Genomic DNA, 26,280 nt, shown 5'->3' on the forward strand with positions numbered 1-26,280 from the left:
TCATGACGGTTCCAGGCATCGGAACGGTGACAGCCCTGGCTTACCGGCACGCGATTGACGATCCATCTCGATTTAAATCTGCCCAAACAGTGGGTGCCTATCTGGGCATGACGCCCAGACGATTTCAGTCGGGAAACATCGACATACAAGGGAAAGTGTCGAAGTGGGGAGACCGGGCGCTCCGCAGCTATCTCTATGAGGCGGCTACGGTCCTACTTTACAGGACGAAGCGGCGATCGCAGCTCAAGGATTGGGGCGAGCAGCTTGCCCGTCGCGTCGGATCGAAAAAGGCGCACGTCGCAGTGGCACGCAAGCTGGCCATCATTTTGCATTGCATCTGGACTGACGGTACCGAATTTGAATGGGATAAGGGGAGTGCAATGATGCCTGCTTAACCCGCCCAAAAATCACCGGCGTGTAGTCAAAACGCCAGTGGTGCCGTCGTCAGGACGGTGGTGATGGTGACCTCGCTGGATCGGCTGTTGTGGCCTTGGCCAACATCGTTGCACACATAGAGGCCCTCGCCCCGAAAACCATCATGAGGCTCTGACCTCGAAAAGGACCATGACCCTGACGGTCCAGCACTACTGAGGTTGACAGCTACCCGCAATTAAAGGGCCGATCCACAAGCCACCTTGTTCAAATGCGGCACTGGCAGCGCCTCCGGCCAAAAGCTGGTCGAGAAGCGCATGGGGAATAACGGGTTCTTTACGTCGTGACATAGTGGGACTCCTTGTTGCCCATTATGCCCGGTCACACACGGAAATCCTGACAGTCCCCTTTCTGTCGTTTTCACACTTTGGCTATCGATGACACCCGCGCTGGGAGAAGCTTCCCGACCCATCGCTTCACGTGCCATTAGCAGCAGGGCGTGGTTGATCGATTTCCACACACCCATTGCGCTCCATCGGTAGAAATAATGCTGTACCGTGGTCATGGGCGGAAATAGCCCTGGCGGCAGCATCCGCCACGGCAGGCCGCCCCGAAGCAGATAAAGGATCGCCTCGACAATCTGCCGGTAATCCCAAACTGGCGGACGACCGAGCTTCGAACGCGGTGGGAGCAGCGGTTCCAAAATCGCCCATTCCGCGTCAGTCAGATCACTTGGCAAAAGCAGTTCGGCTCTGGCATACTGCCGCCGGGTGGTGTCGGTCCACATGTGTCACTCCGTCGTCGTTTCGCAACTCCGACTGAATCACATCTCGCTGATATCACCCAACTTCTTTTTCGGTCAGCCTCTAAATAGCGGCGGGCACAATGTGCTAGTCGCTAGCAGTGATCCCATTCCCGTCGGTCAGGAGGACAGGTCGAACGCTGATCTCCATTGCGGTCGCGCGCGGCGATGGGCTAGCATTGGTCATTCTTTTATAATGATCTAAAATTGTTATTCCGTTAAGCATTGGTCGCATAAGGCTTCGCTATTGAAGGAACACCGGCTAAAAAGCATTTGCTGCTTTGTTATCCCCATGTGTCAGGAACGGTAATCTCACGATGCGCCATGTCGAGCTCGACAACCCCTTGTTGACAGCGTTGCGCGCATGCAAAACCCATTTTGTTTATGCCGCCATATTCAGCGGCCTCATCAATCTGCTCTACATCGTTCCCTCAATCTTCATGCTTCAGGTATATGATCGCGTAGTTCCGACACGCGGCGGCGCGACGCTTCTCTTGCTTACAGTCGTCCTGACGGTGTCCCTTGTCGTTTTTGCCATTCTCGATGCAGTGCGCCTGCGGCTTTTGCTTCGCGCCAGCATACGCCTGGAAAAACGCGCAGCGCCTGCGATCCTGGACCGAATTCTCGCTGCAGGGGATACGTCGCCTGCTCAACGGTCTCAGGCCATGCGGGATTTCGACACATTGCGCGCAACACTCACTGGCCCGGCTATCGTCGCTTTGTTCGATGCACCCTGGGCACCCATTTACATCATCATATCCTATCTGCTTCATCCCTTGATTGGCCTTCTCGCTTTGCTCAGCTGCGTCTTGCTAGCGGGCGTCGCGATTGCGAGCAATTACGCCACCAAGCAGGGGCTGGCGCTGGCAGTGCAGAAAACAGGACTGGCCAGTCGATATCAGGAATTCTCGATCCAGTCCGCCGAAGTGGTACGCACGCTTGGAATGCGAAAAGCCATAGTCAACAAACATCTTACCGAGCGGATCGAGATTACCAACAGTCAGACATCGGTCGCGGCGATGTCTGGAAACTTTCTGGCAATTACCAAGTTTCTGCGCCTGTTGCTGCAGTCGATGGCATTGGCCTTAGGTGCATGGCTCGCCATCAACCAGAGCATTTCAGCGGGGGCAATATTCGCAGCGTCATTTATTCTGGGGAGGGCATTGCAACCTGTCGAGCAGATTCTCAATGCGTTCAAAAACGTCATGGACGCTCGTACCGCCTATCGCAATTTAGACGGATTTTGCCGGCAACCCCAATTGGCGCGCCAGTACACCAGTCTGCCAGCTCCCGAAGGAATGGTGGAGCTGGAAGGCGTTACAGTCCGGGCGCCCGGATCCGACCAGCTCATTTTGTCCGATATCAGTTTCACCATCACGCCCGGTGAAATAATCGCGCTTCTAGGTCCGAGCGGAGCCGGGAAATCTACCCTGCTGCGCGTACTGGCCGGTGCACTGGCACCCGATGAAGGAGAGGTGCGCATCGACGGAGCGCGTCTGGAAGATTGGGACCGCGAAGCGCTTGCTCGGCATGTCGGTTTCATGCCGCAGACTCCCACATTGTTCCCGGCTACCGTACATGCAAACATATCGCGATTTCGCGCCTATGAGTCAGGCACGCAGGAGCGCCTCGACGAACGTGTGGTCGCAGCAGCCACGAAGGCTGGTGCACATGAGCTTATCCTGCGCTTTCCCAAAAGCTATGATACCATGCTGAATATCGGCGAAGGCAGCGGACTGTCTGCTGGACAACGGCAGATGGTCGCCTTGTCCCGGGCACTATTTGATGATCCCAAAATTTTATTTCTTGATGAACCGAACGCGCATCTGGACATGAACGGCGAGAACAAAATGCTCGAACTGCTCACCGATCTTAAGAAGCGAGGCGCTACAGTCGTGGTGTCCACACACCGCACGGGACTGCTGCAATGTGTCGATAAAATCATGCTCATCAATAATGGCATTCTGCAGGCATTTGGAACGCGCGACGAGTTTGTGCGTCCAACCGCAGCTGTGGGCAATCGCGCAGCCCCGAGCAAAGCGCAAAAGAGTGGCGCGAAGCCACCGCCGCCCGGAAGCAAAGCACAGACCGCTTCGATCGCGCCGCAGTCAGCGTCTCCTGCTGAAAATTCGGGTGACGCATGATGAATTTGAAACTCTTCAAAACGCAGGATATTGGCCCCGTCGTTGACACGGGTTTCGCAGAGCAGGCCCAACTTGATGATTCGCCCGATCATTCGCTCAAGATCGGTATAAGCGTAGCGGTTTTCTTCTTCGTCATCCTGCTGGGTTGGGCTGCCTTCGCCAGGCTTGACGCAGCTGCCTATGGCGAAGGCCAGATATCGGTGAGCGGCAATCGCCAGACCCTTCAGCATCGTGAGGGTGGCATAATACAGGGGCTTTCCGTTCGCGAAGGTCAGCATGTTGGAGCCGGGCAAGTGCTTATCCGGCTGCAGGGCGCCGAGGTCGAAGCAGCCGAACGCGCCCTTGCCGGGAGCATGATCGACTTACTGGCGCAACGCGCGCGACTGGAAGCAGAGGTGCGGGGTTTACCCATTGCATCGCCTAAGGAGTTTGCTTCTTACACAGGCGACGACAAGGACCTCGCGAAACGCGCCATGGCGCTTCAGAGCGATCTGCTTAAAGCCCGCTCACAGGCGCTTCTGGCAAGTCGATCCGTACTTCGGCAACAGGCCACGGGCTATGCGCAGACCACGGGAGGATTTTCCGCTCAGGCGCGCGCCAGCGCGAGCCAGCTTGCTTCTTTACAAGCACAGCTGGAAAGCACAAAAAGGCTCGAGCAGGAAGGCTATGCGTCCGTCAACTCCGTGCGTGCGATCGAGCGTCAGATTCAAGCTCTGCAGGGTCAATCGGCGGACTATGCGTCGCGCGCCGCTGCGGGACGTTCGCAAGTGGGTCAAACCCAGCAGGAGGCCGTCAGTACGACTAGAAAATATGTCGAGGACAGTGCTCAGACACTGGGTAACACGCAATTCCAAATCAACGAGACCATGCCGAAGTGGATTTCTGCAAAACAGCAACTTGAACGCACGATCATTCGCGCGCCTATGGCGGGACGGGTGGTGGGCTTGCGGTATTTTTCCGTCGGCGGTGTCGTCAATGCCGGTGTTCCCATTCTCGACATCGTTCCCGATGCCGCGCCTCTGATCGTCAAGGCCAATTTCGCGCCAGGCGACATAGACGGCGTTCGCGAAGGCGAAAGCGCAGAAGTGAAGTTTCTATCGATGCATGAACGCGACTTGCCGATACTCCTCGGCACGATCAAAAATGTCTCGGCAGACAGTCTACGTGATGAACAGAGCGGGAAAAGTTATTTCGCAGCCGAAGTTGTCGTTCCAACGAGCCAATTGGCGATTCTTAAGACTGTGCGTGGCCCTGATCTTGGAATCCGACCCGGTGTCCCGGTCTCCGTAGTTGTCAAATTGCGCAAGCGTACGGCACTGCAATATCTGCTTTCCCCTCTGACTGAGGCTTTTTCGCGGTCGTTCCACGAACAATAGCACCTGGCAGCCTTTGCAATCGCGAGGGGTGATGGTCAGCTAGCCCGTCTTATTCACCGGTCTTAGAGGCTGACTCATAAAGAAGCGGTTTGATTACAGTCGCGTGCGATTCTGCGGGTGATTTGGTTGACGGATGCCTCCAGCGACGTAATGGGAAGGTCAGTGATAAGCTTCGTACGCATCCGATAGCCGCCGCGAGTTGTCGCGGTGCGGGGGTTTAGGCGGCGATTTCTTCGGCGGCCTGCTGCTGAGCAGCTTTCCAATGCCAAGGGAGGAGTTCGTGAAGGCGGTTCTGTGGGATGTCGGCGATCCGGGCGAGGACGTCGGTGAACCAGGCGAGCGGATCAACGTCGTTGAGCCGAGCCGTGCCGAACAGGCTGAACATCATCGCGGCGCGCTGGCCGCCGCGGTCTGAGCCCACAAACAACCAGGCTTTTCTTCCCCGGGCAACGCTGCGCAGCTGGCGTTCCGCGGCGTTGTTCGAGAGGCATATCCGGCCATCGGCGAGGAATGTGGTGAAGCCCGCCCAGTCGTTCTGAAGGTAGGCGATGGCCTTGGCCACGGCATCGTGACGAGAGAGCTTGCTGCGCGTCTCGCGCATCCAGGCCTCCAGTTCGGCAACGATCGGAGCGGACAGCTCCTGGCGAACGGCCAGGCGCTCGGCGGAAGGCTTGCCGTTGATGTCGCGCTCGATGGCAAAGAGCCGATCGATGATCTCGAGCGCCTCGGTCGCCAGCGGCGAGATGAGCGGCGCGGTGCCCTTTTTCTTGTTGCGCTTGAGCTGCTGCCGGATGTCGACGAGCTTGAAGAATTCCCGGCGTGCATGAACCCAGCAATTTGCGCGCGTCATGGGCTTATCCGCCCAGCCTTCCGCGAACAGGGCATTGAAGCCGGCATATCTGTCGACCTGGAGAATACCGGTATAGCCGGCCAGGTGGGCGCGCGGATGCTCGCCCCTGCGATCGCTGGAGTAGTAGCACAGCGCCACTGGCGGCGCCGGGCCGCCGAACGGGCGATCGTCGCGCACATAGTCCCATATCCGCGCCACGCTGGTTTTCAGTTTGGCCAGAAGTGGAACGGTGGTGTCGTCGGCATGCAGGCGGTCAGCGGCGAGCCCATGAGCCTCCAGCAGCAGGAACAGGGGTTTCACCGCCACGCAGATCGCGCCGATCTGATCCGCGAGCGTCGAGAGGCTCAAGGGGATGCCTTCGGCCTCGAGTCGATCACGCTGGCTATTGAGGGGCTGGTGCAGACCGTACTTCTGGAAGGCCAGGTTTGCCAGGAAGTGCGGCCCGAACATCCCGCGCGGCGTCACGTGGAAGGGTGCCGGTGGCTGGCTGATCTTCTCGCACTTACGGCACGAGACCTTTTCCCGGACCGTCTGGATCACCTTGTGGCGAGCGGGAACTCTCTCGAGCGTTTCGGTGATCGCCGGGGGCAGATGGCTCAGATCGTCCGAGCCGCAGCACGGGCAGAGTTCTGGCGCCGGGATAACGACCTTCTCGCGCGGCACGTCGGCCGGGAAGTCGCGGCGGGTGGAACGCTTGCGGGTGAACGCTGCAACCGTGCTGGTCTTGTCGGCTGCAATTTGGCCAAGCAGTTCGGCCTCGCTGGCATTGGCCTCGAGTTCCTCGAAGGTGAGTTCGAGCTGACCCAGCAGACGCCGGCTGCGCTCGGAACTCGCGCCGTATTTGTCGCGGCGCATCGTCTCGTTCATCAGTTCGAGGTGGGCGTTGCGGGCCAGCAGATCAGCGTTGATCGCCCAAACTTTCGCGACCTCGGCCTCGGCTACGAACAGCTTTACCTGGGCCTGCTCGGCCCGCTCCCGAACGACGGCAACCTCAGCGCGAAGCTGGACGAGCTCGTCGGATGGGTCGCTTGCGGCCATGCTCTTTTATAGCACGAACTTGCCGAAAACCCCAGGATTTAAGCCAGTTTTCCCGCATATTTTTCCCGCCAAGGTGCCTGGACAGGCGGGATTTCTCTCACCTTGATTGACGCTGGGGATCAGCCGACCTGCGTCGGGCGCCAGGTCTCCTGGGGGTTACGCCAGTCTATGCCCTCGAGCAGGCAGGCCATCGCTGAAGCCGAGATCGCGACCGTTCCGTCCTTTGCGGCGGGCCACACAAAACGTCCTTTTTCCAGACGTTTTGCGTATAAGGACATCCCGAGGCCGTCATGCCACAGAATTTTGCAAAGCGACCCGCTCCGGCCCCGGAAGACATAAAGGTCACCAGCATGGACGTCCTTGTTCAGCGACTGCTGAACCTGCAAGGCCAGCGACCTCATTCCCCGGCGCATGTCTGTATGCCCTAGCGCGAGCCAGACCTTACCGCCGCTCGGGACCGGGATCATCGGATCAGCGCCTTCAGAACAGCAGCGGCCACATCCGGCGGCGCCGAGGCGAAGATGTTCACGCGTCGCCCGCCAGGCAAATCCACCACAACAGCTGGCGCAGATGACAACTGGTTGCCGCCTGCCTCGTCAAGCACGACAGCTTCGACGAAGCCGACCTCCGCCGGCGACGCAGCGGCCTGCATTTCAGCTTTGCGGCGCCAAGTGTAAACCAACGCCGTCGACACATCATACTGCCGGGCTAACCAGATCAGCATATAGCTGCTTGGCTGTCCGCTTCTGCTTGCGCGACTTGCCGGATTCCACCCGCAGCCACGTCGTCAATTTTTCTGCAAACTGATCAAGCTTGCTCGGCCGTTTGGGAACCTTGAACGTCGGCTCCACCGCGTCATCGCGCAGATATTTGCGGATCGTGTTGCGCGATAATCCAGTCCGCCGCCTGATCTCGCGAATGGGGATGCCTTGCCGAAAATGCCAGCGGCGGATCACACTGAGTAAGTCCATGTCGATCACTCCGATGCCTCCTGACTGTCAGCCAGGGGCTAGGAAAACATGGGTCAATTCTCAGTGAAAACTTATAACCCTCCCGGGTCACTTCTCAGTGCAACTCAACAGTGCAGGCCATGGCTTTGGACCAGCGCGGCGACGAACAGCGCCACCGATCCCGCCGCGCCGGAAATCATCGCGGGACGCCTCCCCGAAAAAGGCAATGACGATGCCGATGATGAAGGAAGCAAACAGGCCAACCTGCGGATTTATCACCGCGACAAAGGAGAAGGCAATGACTTCGGGTATAAGCGCGAAGGTGCCGACCATTCCGGCCAATATGTCGCGCCGGGCATTGCCCGCGCCATCGAACCATTCAGCGCGGTAGCGCGAAAAAATGTTGCTGTTTGTGAATATACCAACGTCAGCCGCAGAGACGGGTCGTCCAGATGGGCGAAACGCCCCGCGACATGCGTTGTCCAGCGGATCGGCGGCCGGAATAGCCACCCGGAATTGCACCGGGCCCATGCGGATGGCGGTTCCATATCGTGGCCGCGCGCGAACGGCAAGAGTAGCCGGGCCGTTACGCAACGGCACTGTAGGGGCGATTCAGGCAACCTACGCCTCCTCACAAGAGAGATGGTCACTACTTTCCTGAGCAATGGCGTGGTCGATCATCATCCGCGAACGCACGCCGCCTGCGTCGATATTGAGCTTGAGCAGGCGGCGGTCGGGATAGAGCGACAGATTCTGCTGCTGCCGTTCGAGCATCTCGAGATCCTCGCTAAATATTGTGTTCTGCCCCTCACGGACCGTGTCGGTCAGCCTGGCGTCATCGATCGCGAATTGCCGCGCCATGCCCCAGAAATACCAGTGCGAGGTTTCGGTTTCGGGCGTGATGAAATCGACGACGATGCTCGATGCCTTGTTGGCGATCTCCGCATCATAACCGCCCGTCCCGGCCAGAGCGACGCCGACTTCGATCATGACATGGCTGGGCAGCGAGAAACGACATATCTGCCAGCGATCGACATCGGCGTCGCCCGGCAATCCCGCGCCGCGCAGCGCCATCTGCCAGAAGGGCGGTGCCTTGATCCCCTCCATGGTGCGGCTGGTATGGACTTCGTTTCCCTCCACGCGCGTCTTGACCGGCGCTTCGTCGATTTCTTTCTGTCCGATGCTGGAGGAATGGACATAGGTTTCGTGCGTCAGGTCCATCAAATTGTCGATCATCAGGCGATAATCGCATTGGATGTGGAACATGCCGCCGCCATAGGCCCAGCCTGCATCCTCCGCCCAATGGAGATGGTGCAGTTTCGCGGGATCGGCTTCGTCAGCCCGCCCAGGCCATATCCAGATGAAGCCATAGCGTTCTATGACGGCGAAATGGCGGATCGGCGGAAAGCCCTTGACCCGCTGGCCGGGCATGTCGACCGCCTGCCCCTTGCACCCCATCGCAAGGCCATGATAGCCGCAGACCAGATTGCCGTCGCGCACGAAACCCAGCGACAGTGGCGCGCCGCGATGCGGGCAAAAATCCTCCACGGCAGAGGCTTCGCCATCCTGATTACGGAAGAAGGCGATGCGTTCGCCACAGATCATCCGTCCCAGCGGCTTGCCGTCAATTTCATCGGGCGTGCAGGCCACATACCAGGCATTTTTCGGCCAGATGGCCGGTGCGGCTTGCGGTTCGGAAACGGAATGATGCGCGGCGCCCATGACAATCTCCTGCAATCGCAGCCTATGGTTGCTGCGCTTATTGGATCCAATAATGGATATTTGGGCAGACTGTCAAGCGGATCGCGATCGCAGGATGCTTGTCAGGACGATGCGGCGCGTTAGGGAACGAATATGGAGAAACGCATCAAGCCCGGCCAAAAAGTGATCGTCGCGCTGCGCGGCATGATCGCGTCGGGCGAACTGCGCGATGGCGAGAGAATCGGCGAAATCGCGACCGCCGAAAGGCTGGGCGTTTCGCGGATGCCGGTGCGCACGGCGCTGCGCGCGCTGGAGCAGGAAGGGCTGGTCGTGAAGCTGGGCGCGCGCGGCTATGCGGCGCGCGGTATAACCGCCGTGCAGGTCGAAGGGGCAATCGAAGTGCGCGGCGCTCTGGAAGGGCTAGCGGCGCACAGGCTGGCGCTGCGCGGGCTGGACCGGGCAACGGACAAGGCGTTGGCGCTGTGCCTGACGGAGGGCGACGCGCTGTTTGCCAAGGGGCATCTGGCCGAAGGCGATCTGGAGCGATTTTATACCTATAATCTACGGTTCCACGATTTGTTGACGCAGGCATGTGGCAATCCGGCGATCGGCATCGCCCTGTCGCGCAACAATCACCTGCCCTTCGCGTCGGCTGCGGCGCTGGCGCTGGACTGGGATGATCTGATCGCGGAATATGATCATCTGATCGGCGCCCATCGCGAACATCATGCCGTCGTTGATGCCATTCGCGACCGACGCGCCAAGGACGCCGAAGGTTTGATGCGCGCCCATGCCCATGCCGCCACCGGAAGCAGTCGCATATTCGAACGGCTGGGCACGGAAATGACGCCGTCCTGAACGCTGCGCAATTGCGCCATCTATGTCCATCTCGCTGTCGCGATTGCGATCGCCTTTCGCGCCATCAACTCCCTCTAAACGCTTCACTTTCCCGCTGGTGACGCTCGGCCCAGTCGATCGCCAGATCGGCAACATCCTCCCATCCGCTGTCAAGCAATGTCCAGTGCGAACGACCCGGAAATTCCTGATATTCGGTCAATGCAGGCGCTCGCTTCTGCCGGGTAAAAATGGCGCGGGTCATCGCGGCATCCGCAATCAGATCCTTCCCGCCGCCGATCAGCAGCATCGGCGCCCTGGCCGGATTGCTCCAGTCGATCGTCATCGGCTTGATGACGCCATCCCAATAGACTCGTCCCGGCGTAGGCACGATGAAACGGTCATACAGGGCGTCGGCTTCGTCCGCCGCAACAGTCTGGGCAAATCGCCGCGCGAAAAAGCGGCGCGACATGTGCTTCACTCTGTTCCGGCTGAACGGGTCGAGGAAAACGGGAAGGGCAGACACAATGGCATGGGGATAGAGCGCTATGCCGGGCGTCGGTGCCGGATGGATGACCACGCCCGCCACGCCAAGTCCCCGGTCCATCAGATGCTGGACGAAAACAGCGCCAACCGAATGACCAATCAATATCGGTTCCTCCGGCAGGGCGCGAATGATCGCCTCATAATGGGCGACGATCTCCCGCTGGCCAATCTTGCGCAGGCCCCGATGCGGGCTTGCGCGCAGGGCGGCGGGGTCGCGATCATCAAGCGGCCAGTCGGGCGCGATGACCGTATATCCGCGCGCCTCGTACCGGGCCTTCACGGCGTCCCAACTGCTGGCATTGAGCCAGGCGCCGTGGACGAGCAGAATGGTTTTCGATCGGGTCATGACATGTCTCCCTGGTTGGATGCGCTGCGTCAGGCGGTGTAGCGCGCAGCAGCATGATTGCGGGACAGGTTGGGGCGCAGGGCCGCGCGCGCCGCCAGATAGGCGTCGAGATCGGCAATATCGGGCAGCGCGGGAATGGTGATCGTCTCACCCAGATCAAGGCCCGCCATGGCAGCATCGACCATATCATCCACCTCCATCACCATGTCGGCCGGAATATGGGCAAGTTGCGCATCGTCCCAGATGGCGGTGCGTGTGATGCCGGGCAGCACGGCCTGCACCCGCACGCCCTTTGCCCCCAATTCTCCCTGCAACGCTTCGGTAAAGGCAAGGACAAAGGCTTTGCTGGCGGGATAGACGGTGGTGAAGCCATCGGGCATCAACGCGGTCACCGACGTCATGTTGATGATCGTGCCAGCGCCCAGCGCCGTCAGGCGCGGCGCGATGGCAGCAGTCAGGCGCGTTACCGCCAGGATATTGAGGCTGATCATCCCCGTCAGATAGGCCGAGTCCGCATCGACCAGCGTCGTTTCGCCCGCGATGCCGGCATTGTTGACCAGCCCGGTAATCGTCGCGTCACCGCGCAACCGCGCCTCCACTGCGGCAAGACCGTCCGGCGCAGACAGGTCGGCGCTCATCGTCTCAACGCAAACGCCCGTTTCAACGGTCAACTTTTGCGCCAGCGCCGCCAATTTGTCGGCACGGCGCGCGACAAGGATCAGATCATGGCCGCGCCGGGCCAGACGGTCGGCATAGACAGCGCCGATGCCGTCGGACGCGCCAGTGATGAGGAAAGTGCCTTTGGTCATGTCACATGCTCCTGTTCATAAAAAATAACGGGTGGGCCAGAACGCTGGCGCGTCAGTTGCGAATGAAGTCGAGCAGATCGGCGTTGAAACGGTCCTGATGGGTCTGGGTCAGGCCATGATCGGCGCCTTCGTAGATTTTCAGCACCGCCTGCTTCACGATCCTGACCGTTTCATGCGCGGATGCACCGATCGGAACGATCTGGTCGTCATCGCCGTGCAGAACCAATGTCGGCACGTCGAACCGCGCAAGGTCGTCATGGAAATCGCTCTCGGAAAAGGCGCGGATGCTGTCGATCTGCCCTTTCAGACCGCCCATCATGCCCTGCCGCCAGAAATCCGCGCGAATGCCTTCGGAAACGACGGCCCCTTCGCGATTATAGCCGTAAAAGGGGATGGTCAGGTCGCGGAAGAATTGGCTGCGATTATCATATGTGCTTTGCGGATAGCGTCGAATATGGCGATGGGCAGGCCGCCGGGATTGGCTTCGGTCCTGAGCATCAGCGGCGGCACCGCGCCGATCAGCGCTACCTTGGCGACACGCGCCGTGCCGTGAAGACCGATATAGCGCGTGACTTCCCCGCCGCCGGTCGAATGACCCACCAGAATGACGTCATGCAGGTCGAGTGTGTCGATCAGATCGGCCAGGTCGTCGGCATATTGGTCCATATGATTATTGTCCCACACCTGATCCGACCGGCCATGGCTGCGACGGTCATGGGCAATGGTGCGAAAGCCCTGATCGGCAAAGAACAGCATCTGCGCGTCCCATGCGTCGGCACTCAACGGCCAGCCGTGGGAAAAGACGATCGGTTGCGCGTCCTTCGATCCCCAGTCCTTGTAGAAGATGCCGGTGCCGTCGTTGCTGGTCATGATTGTCATGGTGTGATCCTTTCGTTCGACGGGCAGTTGCGCCCTGTGATCGAAGGAATATTATCGTTCAGGGAATAGCGGGATCGGCGGTTCCGACAATAAGCAGGCCAAATCCGACAAAGGGGAGTTCAGCATGACGAATGCGGCGCAGGCGGCTGCTGGTGTGAGTGCCGAAATAGGGCTGATCCTCTACAGCGGTTGCCAGATGGCAATGGTGCATGGGATCACAGATCTCTTCGCCATCGCCTCGCAATTTTCGATGGACCGGGGCGGACAGGCTCTGCGCGTCAGCCATTGGGCGATGGATGGCGAAGGCTGTTTCAGCCGCGCTTTCGACACGCATCCGCAGGAAACGACCGTGCCTGGAATCCTGATCAGTCCCGGCCGCCTGACCGGCCCGCCTGACGCGCAGGAAGCGGCCCCCTATGCCCGCTGGATGCTGGATCGCCATGCACGGGGTGTCGTGCTGGCATCGACCTGCGGCGGTGCCTTTCTTCTGGCGGCAACCGGCCTGCTGGCTGGGCGACCGGCAACAACCCACTGGCTGTTCGCGGACCAGTTTCGCGACCGCTTCCCCGATGTTCGGCTCGACATCGCCAAGATGGTGATCGAGGATGGCGACATCATCACCGCTGGCGGGCTGATGGCATGGACCGACCTTGGTATGCGCATCGTAGATCGCCTGCTTGGTCCCACGATCATGATCGAGACGGGCAAATTCCTGCTGATCGACGCTTCGGGCCGGGAACAACGCCATTACAGCAGCTTCGCGCCGCGCCTGACTCATGGCGACGAAGCGATATTGAAAGTCCAGCACTGGATACAGGGCCGGGCCGAACGGCCGGTAACGGTAGTCGACATGGCAAGGACGGCAGGACTGGAGGAGCGCACTTTCCTGCGTCGGTTCAAGGCGGCAACCGGGCTGAAACCGATCGAATATGTCCAGAATCTACGGGTTGGGAAGGCGCGCGAACTGCTGGAATTCACGAAGAGATGCATTGATCAGGTAGCCTGGGCCGTCGGGTATGAAGATGCAACGGCCTTCCGCCGGGTATTCCATCGCCTGTTGGGTCTCCCGGCGAATATCGCAACCGCTTCTCCAGCAGGTCGCCGCTTCCCGTCGCGGCTTGATCGGCCGCAGTTTGAAAAAGCCCCGGAACCCCGCACGTCGGCGACCCGCTATGATAGGATCGTCGACAGTCCCCCGAATTATGCCAAGCATGTCAGGGTGAAAGCGGCATTTTGGCAGGTGCCAGCGATTCACGTTCCAGAAAACTACATTCCAGAAACTGGTCTACAAGCGGCATGTCGATACAGGCGTCGTGCCACATCCGGCCAGCGATACCAGAAGCCACTATCCATACCATGCCGGAATGGACGGCCCGGCCTGCGCCAGAGCAATCAGCGCCAGTGGCGTGGCGATATAGCTGGCAATGGCGATGGTTCGCGCGCCGATCCGGTCGGCCAGCCTGCCGATGATCGGCGCGGACAGGAAAATGCCGAATTGCTGAAAGGTTGCTGCGCCCGAAACCGCGGCCCGGCTCCAGCCAAATTCGGCCTGCAAGGGCTTTACGAAGAGGCCGAGGGAATAGAAGCCGATGCCAGTCATGCCCACGCTGATCGCCAGCGCCGCGATGAGGACGGACGGCCAGCCAAGCGCAAATTCCCGGCTGACGGCGTGAGGAGTATCTGGGATCATCCCGTCACGTTAAGGACCGCGACAGGCGGTTGGCAATCCGGCACCGATATGGTTTTCGCCAGGTGAACAGCCAGCCGGATGATTTCCAGCCCGGCGCTCAGCTGCCATCGGTGATGCGTGTTCCACCATCCACGACCAGATTATGGCCGGTGACAAATCCCCCGGCGCGCGCGGCCAGGAAGATGGCGGCACCGGCAACCTCCTCCATCTCACCGGGGCGGCGCAGCGGCGTCATCTGCATCCGCCGCGCCATGAAGGCTTCATTGGCGAGCAGGGGCGCGGACAGTTCGGTGCGGATGAGGCCCGGCGACAGGGCATTGACCCGGATATTGCGCGGTCCCCATTCGACTGCCATATTGCGTGCGAGTTGCGCCACGGCGGCCTTGGCCAGTGCATAGGCGTTGATCATGCCATTGCCGCGCAGCCCCGACAGGCTGGAAACCAGAATGGCCGCCCCCCCGCCCCGTTGCGCCATATGCGGCAAGGCGAGATTGCATAGCAGCACCTGACTGCGCAGGTTGATCGCCATCACACGGGCATAGTCGGCCATGTCGATCGCGGCGAATGGCCCTGCCCGCCCGGTGATGCCTGCGTTGCAGACGAGGATGTCAAGATGCCCGAATTGGGTGATCGTGCCATCGACCAAGGCGGCAAGTTGCGCGTCGTCGGCAACGTCCGCCGCAATCCCCATTGTGCCATGGTCATTGGCGACGCGGGCGCAATCGGCGGCATCCTCGCTGGAGATCACCACCTGCGCGCCGTGCGACTGGAGCGCACGCGCGATGGCCAGCCCAATGCCGCGCGTCGATCCGGTGACCAGCGCGACCTGGCCGGTCAGGTCGAACAGGTTCAATGCTTATCCTCCGGCTTATCCTCCGGCAACGGCTGGCCATCATGCAGATAGGCGGGTGCCTCGATCAGGATGAACGCGATGCGGCACGGCGTGTCGGTGACATTGCGCCATAGATGGTTGGTGCCGCGCTGGACGATGATGCCGCCTTCGCGCACCGTCGTCACCTGACCATCGTCCAGTTCCAGTTCGATTTCGCCCGACATGACGATGCCATAGTCGATGCTGTTGGTGCGGTGCATCGGCGATTGCTTGCCGGGCAGCATGTCCACGATGCGGATCACCGATCCCCGGTTGAGAGTCAGGCCAGCGTCGCGCAGCCGGCCGTCGGTTTCGTCATTATTGTCCGCAGGGACGGTCGGCGTCGTCCAGAGCAGCAGGAAGGACGCATCGCCCGACGGGATCATCCGGGTCGGCGTTATATCTTCCGATTTGAAGATGGCGCGGCCATCGACATCATGGCCGGTGACGACGCGCTGGACCGGGGGCAGGCCTGAATCGCTTAGTTCGGTCATGATGATGCTCCTGCATAAGCGACGACCTGCTGGTCGATGATACCGAAGAGCGCGCGACCGTCCGGCAGCCGTCCTTCCATGCGGACACGGTCGCCAAAGCGCATGAAGGGCGTGCGGGCCGCGCCTTCGTCCACAATCTCGATCCCGCGCCGCTCGGCAATGCAGGAGGAGCCGACCCGCCGGAAATCGGGGTTCGATACCGTACCGGACCCGATCACGGTTCCAGCGACCAGCGGGCGGGTGCGCGCGGCGTGGGCAACCAGATCATGAAAGCCAAAACCCATCGGTTCGCCATTGGCGGCGCCGAAGCGGGTGCCGTTCCAGTCGACCAGCAGGTCCATGCAAACGCGCCCGTCGCGCCACTGGTCGCCCAGTTCGTCGGGGGTTACCGCGAACGGAGCCATGGTGCAGGGCGGCTTGGCCTGCACCCAACCAAAGCCGCTTTTCATTTCCGGCCCGGCAAGTGCGCGTAGCGACCAGTCGTTGATCTGGACGATCAGGCGGATATACGCCATTGCCTGGTCCGGCGTGACGCCCATTGGCACCGCGTCTACGATGACGCCGAACTCGCCCTCGAAATCTATGCCCAGCGCCTCGTCAGGCATGGGAACATCGTCCAGCGGGCCATAGAAATGGTCAGACACCCCCTGATACATCAGCGGGCGGCCGGTCTTTTCCGGCACGACGCCCAGCACCTTGTCCATCAGCGCGCCATGGCTTTCGAATGCGGATCCGTCGAGCCATTGCCAGGCACGCGGCAGGGGCGCGGCGAGCGTGGCGGGGTCGAGCGGATGCGGGAAGTCGGCAATTGCGGACAGGGCGGGATGAACATCAGCCCACGCCTCCATCGCCGCCTGAAGCGTGGCGACCGGGGCGTCGGCAAAATGGCTGCCATCGGACGATAGCAGGATCAGCCGCCCATCCCTGCTGCCATCCCTGCGCGTTGCGAGCCGCATCGTCTCTCCTCTTCCATGGCTTGTGTTCGACCGGCGATGGGACAGGGCGGAGACAGGGTCAAAGTCAAAGCGTGGATAGTCGAGTTCCAGCGTTTCAATTTGATCCCCGCCGCGCGAGGCCGTCTGTGGCGGGATGAATGAAGCCGCGCCGCGCGGAGGGCGCGACATTTGAGAGGATTTGCATGTTCGAGCCATTCCCCGGAAATTATGTCTGGAACCTGGCCACCAATCTGGCGCTGGTATGTGGCGGCAATCATGGCGAGATTGACGAAGCGAACCGGCCGATCATTGAGGCGGCCAAGGCCGGGGCGGACGCGGGCAGCGCGCGGATGTTCGATAGCTGGATCGCGGTCGCCGATCAGGTCGCGGCCAATGCGGCGGCGGACGAGGCGGCGGGCTATGCCCTGTCGGCGGGGACCAAATATCTGCGCGCATCGGGCTATTACCTGGCCGCAGAACGGATGCAGAGCCGCGATTATGCGCCACGCTGGGCAGCCTATGACCGGGGGCTGGACCTCTATGCCAAAGGCGCAGCGCTGCGCGGATTGCATGTCGATCGTGTCGAGATAGCCTATGAGGGCAGCGCCTACCCTGCCCTGTTCGTTCATGACGGATCGGGAACGGCGCGCCCCGCTCTGGTGTCGGTCAATGGCCTGGATTCGATGAAGGAGCAGGTCAATATGGCCGGTCATGGCGCGGCCAATCTGGAGCGGGGGATCAACACCCTGTTCGTCGATCAGCCCGGCACCGGCGAGGCGTTGCGCAAGCGCGGGCTGACAGCGGTGTTCGACGCGGAACGGTGGGGATCGCCCGCGTTCGACTATCTTCTCACCCGGTCCGACGTGATCCATGACAGGATCGGCATATTCGGCCTGTCCTTCGGCGGCTATCATGCGCCGCGCATCGCCGCCAATGATCCGCGCTATGCGCTGTGCGCGGTGATGGGCGCGAACCATGTCTGGGGCCAGCGCCAGCGCGAGCGCGTCGCCAATGAAGGCGAAAATCCGGTGCCTCATTATTGGGACCATGTGATGTGGGTGTTCGGCATCGACAATCAGGCGGATTTCCTGACCTATGCCGACCAGATCACATTGGACGGGCAGGTGGAAAAGATCCGTATGCCGTTCCTGATCACCCATGGCGAAAATGACCGGCAGATCCCGGCGTTTAATGCGCATCTGAGTTATGATCAGGCGGTCAACAGTACCAAGCGGACGTTGCGGATGTTCACCAAAGCGGATTTCGAGGTCGAGCATTGTGGCGCGGACAATGGCACCGGGATGCGCGACTATATCGCCGACTGGTGCGCGGCGACCTTTGCGGAAATGGGCTGATGGCCGATTTCACCTTTCATCATGGCGGGGTGAGCGTTCCCAGCCTGGACGCGGCGATCGACTGGTATGGCCAGGTGCTGGGATTCGAGGTCGAGAGGCGTTTCTATATCGCGGCGGCACGATGCCATGCGGCGATGGTGCGCAAGGGCGTGCTGCGCTTCGAGCTGTTCGAGGTGGAGGGTGCCGCGCCGCTGCCCGACGACCGGCGGCATCCGCCGTCCGACCTCCAGACCCATGGCAACAAGCATGTCGCCTTTCGCGTCGATGATCTGGAGGCATTTCTGGTCGAGATGAAGGGCAAGGGCGCGGCAATCGCCTTTGTCGTGCGGGAGGCGTTTGGCAAAGGATGCTTCCTGCGCGATTGCGCGGGCAATCTGATCGAATTTGTCGAGGAGGCGGATCTTTAGGAAGTTCGCCCAGTTCGGGCATGTAGAAAACAGCCACTTATATCGCACAAGTGGCTGTTTTTGCTATCATATTGCATGTTCGTCCGCTTGCGTAATATCCGCCAGTCTGCCCGTCACGGGCAGCTTGCCGGGGCCGGTCTTGCGGAACGGTTCGAAGCTGGCGCGGTCGGCGTCGAAAGCCATGTCCCAGGGGATATTGTCGCCCCGGAAAATGGGGGGGGCGTTGTTGGACCAGAGCAGCGAACCAAAGCGGAAGTCCCAGGCGCGCGGCACCCAATTGTCGTCCAGATAATCGGTGTCGGCATGATATTCCGCCTCGCCCGCTTTGCCGGGCATATCGCAATAATAATAGATGGCCGATGAGATGCGATGGCGCGAGATGCCGCCGGAGCTGTTCATCGTCTGGTTCTTCCAGCCCTTTGCCTCCATGATATTCGCGCCGAGCATGACTTCGTCGATATCGTCCATGCCAAAGGCGATGTGCATGAATTTGAAATGGTCCGGCGCGATCGGCAGGTCGCAATTGACCCAGAAGATCGCATGATGTTCGAACGTGCCGTCGGCGCGGGAAAAGATGCCCGTCCCCTTGCTATGATCGACATAGCGAAAGCCCATATGTCGTTCGTAAAATTCGAAGCTGCCGACATAGTCGGGCGAGAAGAAGACGACATGGTTGATCGTCTTGGGGATCGCCCTGCGCCGCCAGATGCGGTGCTGGTTGAAGCGGGGATAGTGGCCCGGCGTGTTGACCGGGCTGGCTTGACTGACCACCGGGCGTTTGGCCCAGACGCGCAGGGCGATGGGCTGGCCATCGGGGCAAAGGCAGTGGACAGTGCCGTCATCGTCGCGGCGGACGGGGACTTGGGTAGCGAGGCTGGTGGCAATCTGGTCTAGCGCGTCGGCGCTGTCCACGCCCCATACGGTTTCCTTCAGCCCATCGCCGGGGAAAGGATCGGGCGAGGGCAGGCGCGCGTCGCCATGGCGGTAGAGAGTGACGCGCGAACCGGAGGCAAGGCGAAAGATGGTTTCATGCTCGTCCGCTTGCTCCAGCGGCAGGCCGAAATCGGTCCAGAACCGCGTATGTTCCGCCAGATCGGCAACCCCGAAAATCGCGCTCTCAACGCCCAAAATGCTCATGCATAACTCCTCATCCTGGGCATCATCATGGCGGCGCGGGGGACGGCGTGGAAACGCATTTCATGGGACGCTGCTATCGGTGGGGCGGATAGGTGGGGGCTATCGACAAAAAAGCAGCGCGCGAGGCCCGCCCCTACCCCCGGCCCCTACCTTGAAGGGGAGGGGTGATTTTAAGTTGCGCTACCCACGGCGGAACAGGATCGTCAGCAGGAACAGGATCGTGCGCCAGTCCAGCAGTTTGAGCGCCGCGCGCGCCTCTGCCGGGGTGAGTTTGGCGACCATCGGCATCGCGCCGAATATCTTGCACCGGATGATGAGCGCATTGCCTTCCCGCGCGATCTTGCGAACGGTCATCAGTTCCTTGTCCTGCGCATCGAGGATTTTCATGACCGGCGGTTTGCTGTTCGTCATTGCACGGCTCCTGCGCAGACCTTGTCATAATCAATGCCCATATCGTCCATCATCTGGATCGCGGTGGCGCGGCCTGCGCCGAAGACGCCGCCGCCCGGATGCATGAAGGGGCCGACGAGATAGAGGCTGTCGATCCCCGGCACACGGAAATGGCCCAGATCAGGCGTCGGGCGGTGGCCGACAGTCTGATACATGAAGGGCGCGCAGCCATGAATGTCGCCCTTGACGAAACTGGCCGGGCTGTCGCGTTCATGATCGAGGGGCGAGCGGACCAGCGATCCAATGATATTATCCTCGTCCAGATTGGAGTAGAAAAGGCGATATTGGCGCAGGCTTTCTTCCGCGATTTCTTCCTTCATCCGGTCCCATGCCGCCGGGCCGCCTTCGTGCAGATCATAGGGGGCGAAGGTGACGCCGTAGAATATGCCACCACCGGCTGGCGCGCGGCTGGGGTCGTTTGACGTGTTATCGCCGCCCGCGATCAGGCGACGGGGTGGCACCACGCCCCGGCGCAAATGGTCGTAGTCCAGCAGCATGTCGCGCATCGTATGGGTCTGGAGCAATTCGGTCATCACCCCGCCCTCGGCTTCGGCCCAGCGCAATTTCGCCTTTTCTTTCAAGGCCATGTGCAACAGGTTGATCGAGAAGGTGGAGGGCGTGACCCGTTCCGCGCGTTGCAGTACGGGTTCGGGGGTTTCGCTGACGAATTTGCGCAGCACATGGGGATGGATCGCGCCGATGACGCCATCCTTCGCCATGATGGTTTCGCCGTCGGTCAGTTCCAAGCCCGTCGCCTTGCCCGACGAGACGATGACTCGCTTCACCTCCGCATTGCAGCGCACTTCGCCGCCCATATGTTCGATCGCGCGGACCAGCGCCTTGCTCAGTTCGCCCGATCCGCCTTTGGGCATCGACACGCCATAGGTATGAATGATGCCAGGCATCAGCAGAGCGCCCATGCCCGTCCCCAGTTCGTCGGGCATCTGGAGATTTTCGGTGACGAGGCGGACGATATGGATTTTCAGCCGGTCGCTTTCGAAATATTGGTTCACCACATCGAGCGCGGACCGCTGCATCACGTCGAGCAGGAAGCGCCCCTCCTCCGACTGGTCCATCATCGCGACGAAAGCACCCATCGGGAAGGGCGGCGCGTAAAGGCCGCCCATGAACATCGGCAGCACGCTCTGGCTGATGCGAACGAAGCGGCGATAGGCGTCGGCATCGCGCGGGCTATATTGGGAGATTTCCTGACAGGTGCGGTCGAGATCCTTCCAAGACCGCATGACGGTGCCATCGTCCCAGATGCTGACATGGGGCAATTCGGGATAGATATAGTCGAGGCCGAATTTGCCGATCAGGCCCAACTCGTCCTCGCGGATCATCGGGTTGCCCTGGATCATAATATGGACGTTGCTATGTTCGTCATGCCAGTAACCCGGCGCGATGAGTTCGCGGGTCGACACGCCGCCGCCGAAATGGGGTTTGCGTTCGAGGACCAGCACCTTCTTGCCCGCCTTGGCCATATAGGCGGCGGCGGTCAGGCCATTATGGCCCGCACCCATGACGACGATGTCGTAATTGCTCATTAATGCTCTCCAAAGAAGGCGCGGAATTGGGCGATGCCGGGGACGTGCGACGCGCAGCCGCCATCGGCGACGATCAGTTGCCCGGTGATGTTGCGGGCGGCGTCGGACGCGAGGAAGGCAGCGACCTGCGCGATGTCGTCCGGGTCGCCAAGCTGGTCGCGCAGGGTTTCGGCCTCCACCGCTGCGCGCAGGGGTGGCGGAAAGGCAGCGCGCAGCGCGGGCGTCATCGTCATGCCGGGCGCGACCGCGTTGCAGCGTATGCCATCGGGACCATGGCTGGCGGCGATGGACCGGGTCATCTGGATGATCGCCGCCTTGGACGAGCTATAGGCCGCCTGGATCATATGGCCTTGCAGCGCCAGATTGCTGACGGTGTTGACGATATTACCGCGCGTGGCGCGCAGATGGGGCAGAGCGGCGCGGCAGGCGACCATGGTGCCGCGCACGTTGACGGCATAGGTGCGGTCCCACAGCGCCATGCCCATATGTTCGATATCGCCATCCTGCTGCGCAATGTCGGGACCGAGCAGGGCGGCATTATTGTGGAGAATATCGAGCCGACCGAAATGGGCGATGGTGGCGGCGATCATCGCCTGCGTGGAGACTTCGCTTTCCAGATCGAGCGCGACGGCCAGCGCATCGGGCAGGGTCGCGGCCAGCGCCTGTGCCACGTCGAAGGCAATGTCGGCGATCGCCACGCGCGCGCCACGCGCCGCCATCAGTTGCGCGGTCGCCGCGCCGATACCCCCCGCGCCGCCCGTGATGATCGCTACCTTGCCGTCCAGTCGGATCGCATCGGCCTGCATCGCCCTCTCCTCTCTTGCTCTTGTCGCAGGGCATCATAAGGTGGGCGGCAGAGGGGAGAAGACGGCACTTTTTTGTGCCTTCGATTTTGTGGAAAGCATGACGGATTTTGCCGATTTCGACGCCGGTCGCCGGGCCGGGCTGAACGCGCTGGCAGGCGAGATGGCGGTGCATGGCGCGGCGCGCGATGCGCCCATTCGCACGCTGTTCGGGCTGCTGGGCGATCGCTGGTCGATGCTGATCCTGCTGTTACTGGGGATCGGGCCATTCCGTCACGCCGAATTGCGGCGATTGCTCGACCGGCTGAGCGCGGAGGGCAGTATTTCGCAGCGGGTGCTGACGCTCAAGCTGCGTCTGCTGGAGCGCAACGGGCTGGTCGCGCGCTCGGTGAGCGGGGATGTGCCGCCCAGGGTGGGTTATGCGCTGACCGATCTGGGGGGCGAACTGGTCGGCGAAGCGCGGGGGCTGTTGGGCTGGGTGCAGGCCAGCGGCGCCCGGATCGAGGCGGCGCGCGCCGCGTTCGATGCGATGGAGGATTAACCGGCGCTTCGCCCCGCTGCGGCGGTGTCGCTCTGGAACTGGGCGGACAGGGCTTCGTGGGTTTCGTCCTTCGGGCGGAGCAGGTCGAGCGAAACGACCCGGCCGTCGGCGGTGGCATCGACCGGCGCCTGTGCGCTGGCGACGATGCGTTCGACCAGCCAGCGGATCGCGGGATCATTATTGCTGCTGATATGCCACTGGATCGCTTCGCGGATCGGCGGCATGTCCAGCGGCACTTCGCGCAGGGTTAGCGGCAGATAGGCGGCCAGCTTGTTCGCCAGCCGCCGGTGCATGGTGGCGATGCGGTTGGAGCCGATGACGAGGCCGGGCAGCGACAGGAAGCTGGGGGCGACGATCTCGATCCGGCGCTGGCGCTTTTGCCGCCGCACGAACCAGTCCTCGAACGCCGAAACACGCCCGCGACCGAAGCGGGCGGTGACATGGCCGAGTTCGAAATAGAGTTCCTTCGTCATCGGCCCGGCCATGGCGGGATTGCCGTTCCAGCCGACGACGACATAGTCATCCTCGAACAATATCTGGCTCGGATGATCGGCGGAAATCGCATAATCGATGGTGATGAGCAGGTCGACAAAGCCACGTTCCAGCGATTCCAGCAGCACTTCGGTCAGCGGCTGAACCTCGAACCGCATGTTGGGGGCCATCTGGTTGACGTCGGTCAGCGCCGTCGTCAGCAGCACTTCGGTGATATAATCCGACGCCATCAGCCGAATGGAGCGGTCGCAGGTCGCCGGATCGAAGGGCGGCGGCACGGCGATGGTGGTGCGTATCTGGTCCAGCACGGCGCGGACCGGCTCCACTAGTCCTTCGGCGCGGGCGGTCAGCACCATCTGCCGCCCCTTTTGCACCAGCAGGTCGTCGGCGAAATAATCGCGCAGCCGCCCCAGCGCGGAGGATGTGGCCGATTGCGACAGGCAGATGCGATCCGCCGCCAGGCTGACGCTGCGTTCGCTGAGCAGCGCGTCGAGTGCCACCAGCAGATTGAGGTCGAGCCTGTCGAAGCGCATAATATCTCTCCCGTTTCACCCCGCCGCTATCACCGACAATGCGTTGGCGACCAGCGTAGCAGCATCGCCATCATGGGCAAAGCCCGCACGGGCGGCGGCAGGCGTGGCGAGCGGGGGATGCGCGCCGAATGCCGCCTCCAGCCCGGCGTCGGGACGATAGCTGACAAGATCGGCCGATGTGCCGCACTGGCGCGCAATCTCAGCGGCCAGGTCGCCCATGGCGATGCGCTGCGCCGGTAGAGTGACGACACGTGTGGCGGGCATCAGCGCCGCATCCACCGTCAGCGCGTGGACCAGATTATCGGCACAGCGCGCGACCGATTGCGCCCAGATGGTCGCGCCCTGCGATACCGGGCAGACGAAAGGTTGCCCCGCACGCAGGGCGTGGAACAGGTCGCTCATGAAGGCCGATTTCATCCCCGACGGTCCCTTGGGCCGGGCGAGGATGCCGGGCAGGCGGACGCTGATCCCGTCGATTTCGCCGCGATGGTGCATCATAGCGACAGCGATTTCCATCATCGCCTTATGCCCGCCATAGACCATGCGGGGGGCAAGCGGGGTGGCGTCATCCACGCCCGCAGCCGGAAGCGGATCGCCGAACACCGCGATCGAACTGGCATAGACGATGCGGGGGCAATTGCCCGCTGCCTTCGCCGCGTCCAGCAGGTCGTACATCGCGTCGATATTGATCCGGCGCGATGCGGCGGGGTCCGTTTCGGCTGCACCGCCCGGCACGGTGGCCAGGTGGACGAGGGCATCGCAGCCGTCGGCTAAAGCGTCGGCCCGGACAGCCGCGGACGCGATGTCGCCGATCACCGCCCGCGCGCCAGCCGGGATACCGCCCGCCATCGCATCCATGCCGACGACATTTTCGCCTGCATCGAGCAGGCGCTGCACCAGTTGCCGCCCGACGAAACCGCCCGCGCCCGTTACGATGATCGTCATGGGTTCAATACCTGTCTGAATAATGGTCGCGCACATCTTCGCTATAGCTGCCGAGCGGATAGGCCAGCATCTGCGCATTCCAGCTGTCCCATTGCAGCCGCATCGCTTTCAACCGGGCGGGATCGTCAGGCGCGCGATCGGCGCGTTCGCGTTCGTCCTGCGCCAGGTTGAACAGATGCTCCTTGCCGCCCAGCATCAGATATTTCCAGTCACCCTGCCGCAACGCCGCCTGTCCGTTCGCCCTGAACCGCCAATAGAGGGTGCGATCAAACGGGGCGACCTTGCCAGTGAGTTGCGCCGACAAGTCGATGCCGTCGAACGTCCCGGCCTTCTTTACGTCGCCGCCCGCCATCGCCAGCAAAGTCGGCAGGAAATCCATTGAGATCATGACCTGATCGGAAGTGGAGCCGGGCGCGATATGTCCCGGCCAGCGTACCAGCAACGGCACCCGGATGCCGCCTTCCAGCAATTCCCCCTTCACCCCGGTAAAGGGCCAGGTTTCGGAAAAGCGCTCGCCGCCATTGTCGCTGGTGAAGATGACGATCGTATTGGCGGCCTTGCCGCTGCGTTCCAGCGCGGCGAGCAATTTGGCGACATTCTGGTCCATCGCCTCGACCATTTCCTTATATTTGGCCAGGCTGCCGCCATTATAATGGAAGGACGCGCCCAGCGTGGGGGCGATAGCGGCGTCCTCGCGCCCTTCCCATGGCCAGTGCGGCGCGTTGAAATGGAGGCTGAGGAAGAAGGGCGTGTCGTCGGGCGCTTCGATGGTTTTGACCGCTTCGTCGCCGAACAGGTCGGTGAGATAGCCGTTGCGTTCGATCGGCGTATCACCTTCGGCCAGGCCAACTCCGACATCCTTGTTCCCCATCACCATATGATGACGAAAATAGTCGGCGGCCCCTTCGATGATGCCGAAAAATTCGTCATAGCCATGGCGCAGCGGGCTATGTCTGGGCGGCTCACCCAGATGCCATTTGCCGACCAGCTTGGTGCGATAACCCTGCGCCCGCAGGACCGACGCGATGGTCGGGCGGTCCGCCGGCACGCCGATCCCGGCGGGTGCGCCCGGACCCAGCGGTTCCTCCATGCCGATCGGGAAGCGATATTGGTAACAGCCGGTCAGCAGCGCGGTGCGGGTGGGCGAACAGATGGCGCTGTTGGCATAGCCCTGGCGCAACTGGACACCCTGCGCGCCGATGCTGTCGATCGCAGGCGTGCGGATATGGTGCGACCCGGTGCAGGACAGGTCGGCATAGCCCAGATCGTCGGCCATGATGAAGAGGATGTTGGGGCGGCCTTTGCCCGCCGGGGCAGCGGCCCCTTCCCCGCTGGCGGCCAACGCGCCGAGCGCGCCGACACCGCCGATGAAAGATCGTCTGTCCACCTGCATGTGCCTCTTTCCCTCCACATGGTTGAGAGCAGGACCAGCG

General features: G+C 61.6%; 24 protein-coding genes, 5 pseudogenes and 1 other annotated feature. Of the genes and pseudogenes, 8 read left to right on the forward strand and 21 right to left on the reverse strand.

Annotated features, from left to right (window positions below):
- Positions 1-2: 2 nt before the first annotated feature.
- Positions 3-395: a transposase gene (locus tag SPBM01_RS16985; protein ID WP_188062726.1), complete on the forward strand. Its 393-nt coding sequence runs from the start codon at positions 3-5 to the stop codon at positions 393-395.
- 380 nt (positions 396-775) lie between these two features.
- Here the strand turns inward: SPBM01_RS16985 and SPBM01_RS16990 are convergent.
- Positions 776-1,159 (reverse strand): annotated as a pseudogene (locus SPBM01_RS16990) (transposase); the annotation flags it as partial.
- Positions 1,160-1,491: 332 nt separating this feature from the next.
- On the opposite strand from SPBM01_RS16990, the gene SPBM01_RS16995 reads away from it, so the two are divergent.
- Both SPBM01_RS16995 and SPBM01_RS17000 read left to right on the forward strand, forming a co-directional pair.
- Positions 1,492-3,318: a type I secretion system permease/ATPase gene (locus SPBM01_RS16995; RefSeq protein ID WP_188062727.1), complete on the forward strand. Its 1,827-nt coding sequence runs from the start codon at positions 1,492-1,494 to the stop codon at positions 3,316-3,318.
- Positions 3,315-4,694: an HlyD family type I secretion periplasmic adaptor subunit gene (locus SPBM01_RS17000; RefSeq protein WP_188062728.1), complete on the forward strand. Its 1,380-nt coding sequence runs from the start codon at positions 3,315-3,317 to the stop codon at positions 4,692-4,694. The genes SPBM01_RS16995 and SPBM01_RS17000 overlap by 4 nt, the downstream gene beginning before the upstream one ends.
- 217 nt (positions 4,695-4,911) lie before the next feature.
- Here SPBM01_RS17000 and tnpC read toward each other — a convergent pair whose 3' ends face one another.
- The 6 genes and pseudogenes from tnpC to SPBM01_RS17030 all read right to left on the reverse strand — a co-directional run bounded on the left by tnpC (position 4,912) and on the right by SPBM01_RS17030 (position 9,254).
- Positions 4,912-6,582, reverse strand: coding sequence for an IS66 family transposase (gene tnpC / locus SPBM01_RS17005; protein ID WP_188062729.1), 1,671 nt, complete (start codon positions 6,580-6,582; stop codon positions 4,912-4,914).
- A 119-nt stretch (positions 6,583-6,701) separates the two neighbouring features.
- Complete coding sequence (gene tnpB / locus SPBM01_RS17010; RefSeq protein WP_043149800.1) at positions 6,702-7,049, reverse strand: IS66 family insertion sequence element accessory protein TnpB; 348 nt, start codon at positions 7,047-7,049, stop codon at positions 6,702-6,704.
- The gene (locus SPBM01_RS17015) at positions 7,046-7,306 is read right to left on the reverse strand and encodes a transposase (protein WP_188062730.1); all 261 of its coding nucleotides are present in this window, start codon (positions 7,304-7,306) and stop codon (positions 7,046-7,048) included. Before SPBM01_RS17015 ends, tnpB begins: the two co-directional genes overlap by 4 nt.
- A pseudogene (locus SPBM01_RS17020) lies at positions 7,293-7,553 on the reverse strand (IS21 family transposase); the annotation flags it as partial. The gene SPBM01_RS17015 and the pseudogene SPBM01_RS17020, both read right to left, overlap by 14 nt.
- 113 nt (positions 7,554-7,666) lie before the next feature.
- Positions 7,667-7,934 (reverse strand): annotated as a pseudogene (locus SPBM01_RS22125) (SulP family inorganic anion transporter); the annotation flags it as partial.
- A gap of 74 nt (positions 7,935-8,008) precedes the next feature.
- Positions 8,009-8,064, reverse strand: a sequence feature (sul1 is cis-regulatory element that is thought to sense ions involved in sulfur or methionine metabolism; They are found in Alphaproteobacteria).
- Positions 8,065-8,153: 89 nt separating this feature from the next.
- Positions 8,154-9,254, reverse strand: a complete 1,101-nt coding sequence (locus SPBM01_RS17030; RefSeq protein ID WP_188062731.1) for an aromatic ring-hydroxylating oxygenase subunit alpha — start codon at positions 9,252-9,254, stop codon at positions 8,154-8,156.
- A 132-nt stretch (positions 9,255-9,386) separates the two neighbouring features.
- On the opposite strand from SPBM01_RS17030, the gene SPBM01_RS17035 reads away from it, so the two are divergent.
- Positions 9,387-10,091 carry a GntR family transcriptional regulator gene (locus SPBM01_RS17035; protein WP_188062732.1) on the forward strand — a complete coding sequence of 235 codons (705 nt, stop codon included), beginning with the start codon at positions 9,387-9,389 and terminating at the stop codon, positions 10,089-10,091.
- A 64-nt stretch (positions 10,092-10,155) separates the two neighbouring features.
- Here the strand turns inward: SPBM01_RS17035 and SPBM01_RS17040 are convergent, their stop codons facing one another.
- The 3 genes and pseudogenes from SPBM01_RS17040 to SPBM01_RS17050 all read right to left on the reverse strand — a co-directional run bounded on the left by SPBM01_RS17040 (position 10,156) and on the right by SPBM01_RS17050 (position 12,647).
- A complete protein-coding gene (locus SPBM01_RS17040) occupies positions 10,156-10,959 on the reverse strand; it encodes an alpha/beta hydrolase (protein ID WP_188062733.1) in 804 nt (267 codons plus the stop codon).
- Between the two features lie 29 nt (positions 10,960-10,988).
- On the reverse strand, positions 10,989-11,768 hold the full coding sequence (locus tag SPBM01_RS17045) for an SDR family NAD(P)-dependent oxidoreductase (RefSeq protein ID WP_188062734.1): 780 nt from the start codon (positions 11,766-11,768) through the stop codon (positions 10,989-10,991).
- Positions 11,769-11,820: 52 nt separating this feature from the next.
- Positions 11,821-12,647, reverse strand: a pseudogene (locus tag SPBM01_RS17050) (alpha/beta fold hydrolase).
- A 292-nt stretch (positions 12,648-12,939) separates the two neighbouring features.
- On the opposite strand from SPBM01_RS17050, the pseudogene SPBM01_RS22240 reads away from it, so the two are divergent.
- Positions 12,940-13,656, forward strand: a pseudogene (locus SPBM01_RS22240) (GlxA family transcriptional regulator); the annotation flags it as partial.
- A gap of 336 nt (positions 13,657-13,992) precedes the next feature.
- Here the strand turns inward: SPBM01_RS22240 and SPBM01_RS22245 are convergent.
- The 4 genes from SPBM01_RS22245 to SPBM01_RS17075 form a co-directional block, all read right to left on the reverse strand.
- Complete coding sequence (locus tag SPBM01_RS22245; RefSeq protein WP_188062735.1) at positions 13,993-14,337, reverse strand: MFS transporter; 345 nt, start codon at positions 14,335-14,337, stop codon at positions 13,993-13,995.
- Between the two features lie 97 nt (positions 14,338-14,434).
- Positions 14,435-15,190, reverse strand: coding sequence for an SDR family NAD(P)-dependent oxidoreductase (locus SPBM01_RS17065; protein ID WP_188062736.1), 756 nt, complete (start codon positions 15,188-15,190; stop codon positions 14,435-14,437).
- Positions 15,187-15,702 (reverse strand): cupin domain-containing protein, encoded by a 516-nt coding sequence (locus tag SPBM01_RS17070; protein WP_188062737.1) that lies wholly within the window; start codon positions 15,700-15,702, stop codon positions 15,187-15,189. The genes SPBM01_RS17065 and SPBM01_RS17070 overlap by 4 nt, the downstream gene beginning before the upstream one ends.
- Positions 15,699-16,658: a fumarylacetoacetate hydrolase family protein gene (locus SPBM01_RS17075; RefSeq protein WP_188062738.1), complete on the reverse strand. Its 960-nt coding sequence runs from the start codon at positions 16,656-16,658 to the stop codon at positions 15,699-15,701. Before SPBM01_RS17075 ends, SPBM01_RS17070 begins: the two co-directional genes overlap by 4 nt.
- 182 nt (positions 16,659-16,840) lie before the next feature.
- On the opposite strand from SPBM01_RS17075, the gene SPBM01_RS17080 reads away from it, so the two are divergent.
- Together SPBM01_RS17080 and SPBM01_RS17085 are read left to right on the forward strand one after the other, a co-directional pair.
- Positions 16,841-17,992 carry an alpha/beta hydrolase gene (locus SPBM01_RS17080; RefSeq protein ID WP_188062739.1) on the forward strand — a complete coding sequence of 384 codons (1,152 nt, stop codon included), beginning with the start codon at positions 16,841-16,843 and terminating at the stop codon, positions 17,990-17,992.
- Complete coding sequence (locus SPBM01_RS17085; protein WP_188062740.1) at positions 17,992-18,399, forward strand: VOC family protein; 408 nt, start codon at positions 17,992-17,994, stop codon at positions 18,397-18,399. Before SPBM01_RS17080 ends, SPBM01_RS17085 begins: the two co-directional genes overlap by 1 nt.
- Before the next feature lie 66 nt (positions 18,400-18,465).
- On the opposite strand, the gene SPBM01_RS17090 is transcribed toward SPBM01_RS17085, so the two are convergent.
- The 4 genes from SPBM01_RS17090 to SPBM01_RS17105 all read right to left on the reverse strand — a co-directional run bounded on the left by SPBM01_RS17090 (position 18,466) and on the right by SPBM01_RS17105 (position 22,339).
- On the reverse strand, positions 18,466-19,536 hold the full coding sequence (locus SPBM01_RS17090; RefSeq protein WP_188062741.1) for a VOC family protein: 1,071 nt from the start codon (positions 19,534-19,536) through the stop codon (positions 18,466-18,468).
- 180 nt (positions 19,537-19,716) lie between these two features.
- Complete coding sequence (locus tag SPBM01_RS17095) at positions 19,717-19,947, reverse strand: hypothetical protein (protein ID WP_188062742.1); 231 nt, start codon at positions 19,945-19,947, stop codon at positions 19,717-19,719.
- Entirely contained in the window at positions 19,944-21,533 is a 1,590-nt protein-coding gene (locus SPBM01_RS17100; protein WP_188062743.1) for a phytoene desaturase family protein, read from the reverse strand. Before SPBM01_RS17100 ends, SPBM01_RS17095 begins: the two co-directional genes overlap by 4 nt.
- Positions 21,533-22,339 (reverse strand): SDR family NAD(P)-dependent oxidoreductase, encoded by an 807-nt coding sequence (locus SPBM01_RS17105; protein ID WP_188062744.1) that lies wholly within the window; start codon positions 22,337-22,339, stop codon positions 21,533-21,535. Before SPBM01_RS17105 ends, SPBM01_RS17100 begins: the two co-directional genes overlap by 1 nt.
- Positions 22,340-22,436: 97 nt before the next feature.
- Between SPBM01_RS17105 and SPBM01_RS17110 the strand changes: the two genes are divergently transcribed.
- On the forward strand, positions 22,437-22,877 hold the full coding sequence (locus SPBM01_RS17110) for a winged helix-turn-helix transcriptional regulator (protein WP_223177725.1): 441 nt from the start codon (positions 22,437-22,439) through the stop codon (positions 22,875-22,877).
- Here the strand turns inward: SPBM01_RS17110 and SPBM01_RS17115 are convergent.
- Genes SPBM01_RS17115 through SPBM01_RS17125 form a run of 3 tightly spaced genes read right to left on the reverse strand, consistent with a single transcriptional unit; the run spans position 22,874 to position 26,240 of the window.
- Complete coding sequence (locus SPBM01_RS17115) at positions 22,874-23,902, reverse strand: LysR family transcriptional regulator (protein ID WP_188062745.1); 1,029 nt, start codon at positions 23,900-23,902, stop codon at positions 22,874-22,876. The two genes, SPBM01_RS17110 and SPBM01_RS17115, sit on opposite strands and share 4 nt — an antisense overlap.
- A 15-nt stretch (positions 23,903-23,917) precedes the next feature.
- Entirely contained in the window at positions 23,918-24,847 is a 930-nt protein-coding gene (locus tag SPBM01_RS17120; protein ID WP_188062746.1) for an NAD-dependent epimerase/dehydratase family protein, read from the reverse strand.
- Positions 24,848-24,851: 4 nt separating this feature from the next.
- Positions 24,852-26,240 carry a sulfatase gene (locus SPBM01_RS17125; RefSeq protein ID WP_188062747.1) on the reverse strand — a complete coding sequence of 463 codons (1,389 nt, stop codon included), beginning with the start codon at positions 26,238-26,240 and terminating at the stop codon, positions 24,852-24,854.
- Positions 26,241-26,280 lie beyond the last annotated feature (40 nt).

The sequence above is a fragment of the Sphingobium sp. KCTC 72723 genome (assembly GCF_014280435.1).
In the GTDB taxonomy this organism is placed as follows: Bacteria; Pseudomonadota; Alphaproteobacteria; order Sphingomonadales; family Sphingomonadaceae; genus Sphingobium.

Coding starts and splice junctions, on each gene's coding strand:
- SPBM01_RS16985 (WP_188062726.1), top strand. CDS start 3: ATGACGGTTCCAGGCATCGGAACGGTGACAGCCCTGGCTTACCGGCAC.
- SPBM01_RS16995 (WP_188062727.1), top strand. CDS start 1,492: ATGCGCCATGTCGAGCTCGACAACCCCTTGTTGACAGCGTTGCGCGCA.
- SPBM01_RS17000 (WP_188062728.1), top strand. CDS start 3,315: ATGATGAATTTGAAACTCTTCAAAACGCAGGATATTGGCCCCGTCGTT.
- tnpC (WP_188062729.1), bottom strand. CDS start 6,582: ATGGCCGCAAGCGACCCATCCGACGAGCTCGTCCAGCTTCGCGCTGAG.
- tnpB (WP_043149800.1), bottom strand. CDS start 7,049: ATGATCCCGGTCCCGAGCGGCGGTAAGGTCTGGCTCGCGCTAGGGCAT.
- SPBM01_RS17015 (WP_188062730.1), bottom strand. CDS start 7,306: ATGCTGATCTGGTTAGCCCGGCAGTATGATGTGTCGACGGCGTTGGTT.
- SPBM01_RS17030 (WP_188062731.1), bottom strand. CDS start 9,254: ATGGGCGCCGCGCATCATTCCGTTTCCGAACCGCAAGCCGCACCGGCC.
- SPBM01_RS17035 (WP_188062732.1), top strand. CDS start 9,387: ATGGAGAAACGCATCAAGCCCGGCCAAAAAGTGATCGTCGCGCTGCGC.
- SPBM01_RS17040 (WP_188062733.1), bottom strand. CDS start 10,959: ATGACCCGATCGAAAACCATTCTGCTCGTCCACGGCGCCTGGCTCAAT.
- SPBM01_RS17045 (WP_188062734.1), bottom strand. CDS start 11,768: ATGACCAAAGGCACTTTCCTCATCACTGGCGCGTCCGACGGCATCGGC.
- SPBM01_RS22245 (WP_188062735.1), bottom strand. CDS start 14,337: ATGATCCCAGATACTCCTCACGCCGTCAGCCGGGAATTTGCGCTTGGC.
- SPBM01_RS17070 (WP_188062737.1), bottom strand. CDS start 15,702: ATGACCGAACTAAGCGATTCAGGCCTGCCCCCGGTCCAGCGCGTCGTC.
- SPBM01_RS17075 (WP_188062738.1), bottom strand. CDS start 16,658: ATGCGGCTCGCAACGCGCAGGGATGGCAGCAGGGATGGGCGGCTGATC.
- SPBM01_RS17080 (WP_188062739.1), top strand. CDS start 16,841: ATGTTCGAGCCATTCCCCGGAAATTATGTCTGGAACCTGGCCACCAAT.
- SPBM01_RS17085 (WP_188062740.1), top strand. CDS start 17,992: ATGGCCGATTTCACCTTTCATCATGGCGGGGTGAGCGTTCCCAGCCTG.
- SPBM01_RS17090 (WP_188062741.1), bottom strand. CDS start 19,536: ATGAGCATTTTGGGCGTTGAGAGCGCGATTTTCGGGGTTGCCGATCTG.
- SPBM01_RS17095 (WP_188062742.1), bottom strand. CDS start 19,947: ATGACGAACAGCAAACCGCCGGTCATGAAAATCCTCGATGCGCAGGAC.
- SPBM01_RS17100 (WP_188062743.1), bottom strand. CDS start 21,533: ATGAGCAATTACGACATCGTCGTCATGGGTGCGGGCCATAATGGCCTG.
- SPBM01_RS17105 (WP_188062744.1), bottom strand. CDS start 22,339: ATGCAGGCCGATGCGATCCGACTGGACGGCAAGGTAGCGATCATCACG.
- SPBM01_RS17110 (WP_223177725.1), top strand. CDS start 22,437: ATGACGGATTTTGCCGATTTCGACGCCGGTCGCCGGGCCGGGCTGAAC.
- SPBM01_RS17115 (WP_188062745.1), bottom strand. CDS start 23,902: ATGCGCTTCGACAGGCTCGACCTCAATCTGCTGGTGGCACTCGACGCG.
- SPBM01_RS17120 (WP_188062746.1), bottom strand. CDS start 24,847: ATGACGATCATCGTAACGGGCGCGGGCGGTTTCGTCGGGCGGCAACTG.
- SPBM01_RS17125 (WP_188062747.1), bottom strand. CDS start 26,240: ATGCAGGTGGACAGACGATCTTTCATCGGCGGTGTCGGCGCGCTCGGC.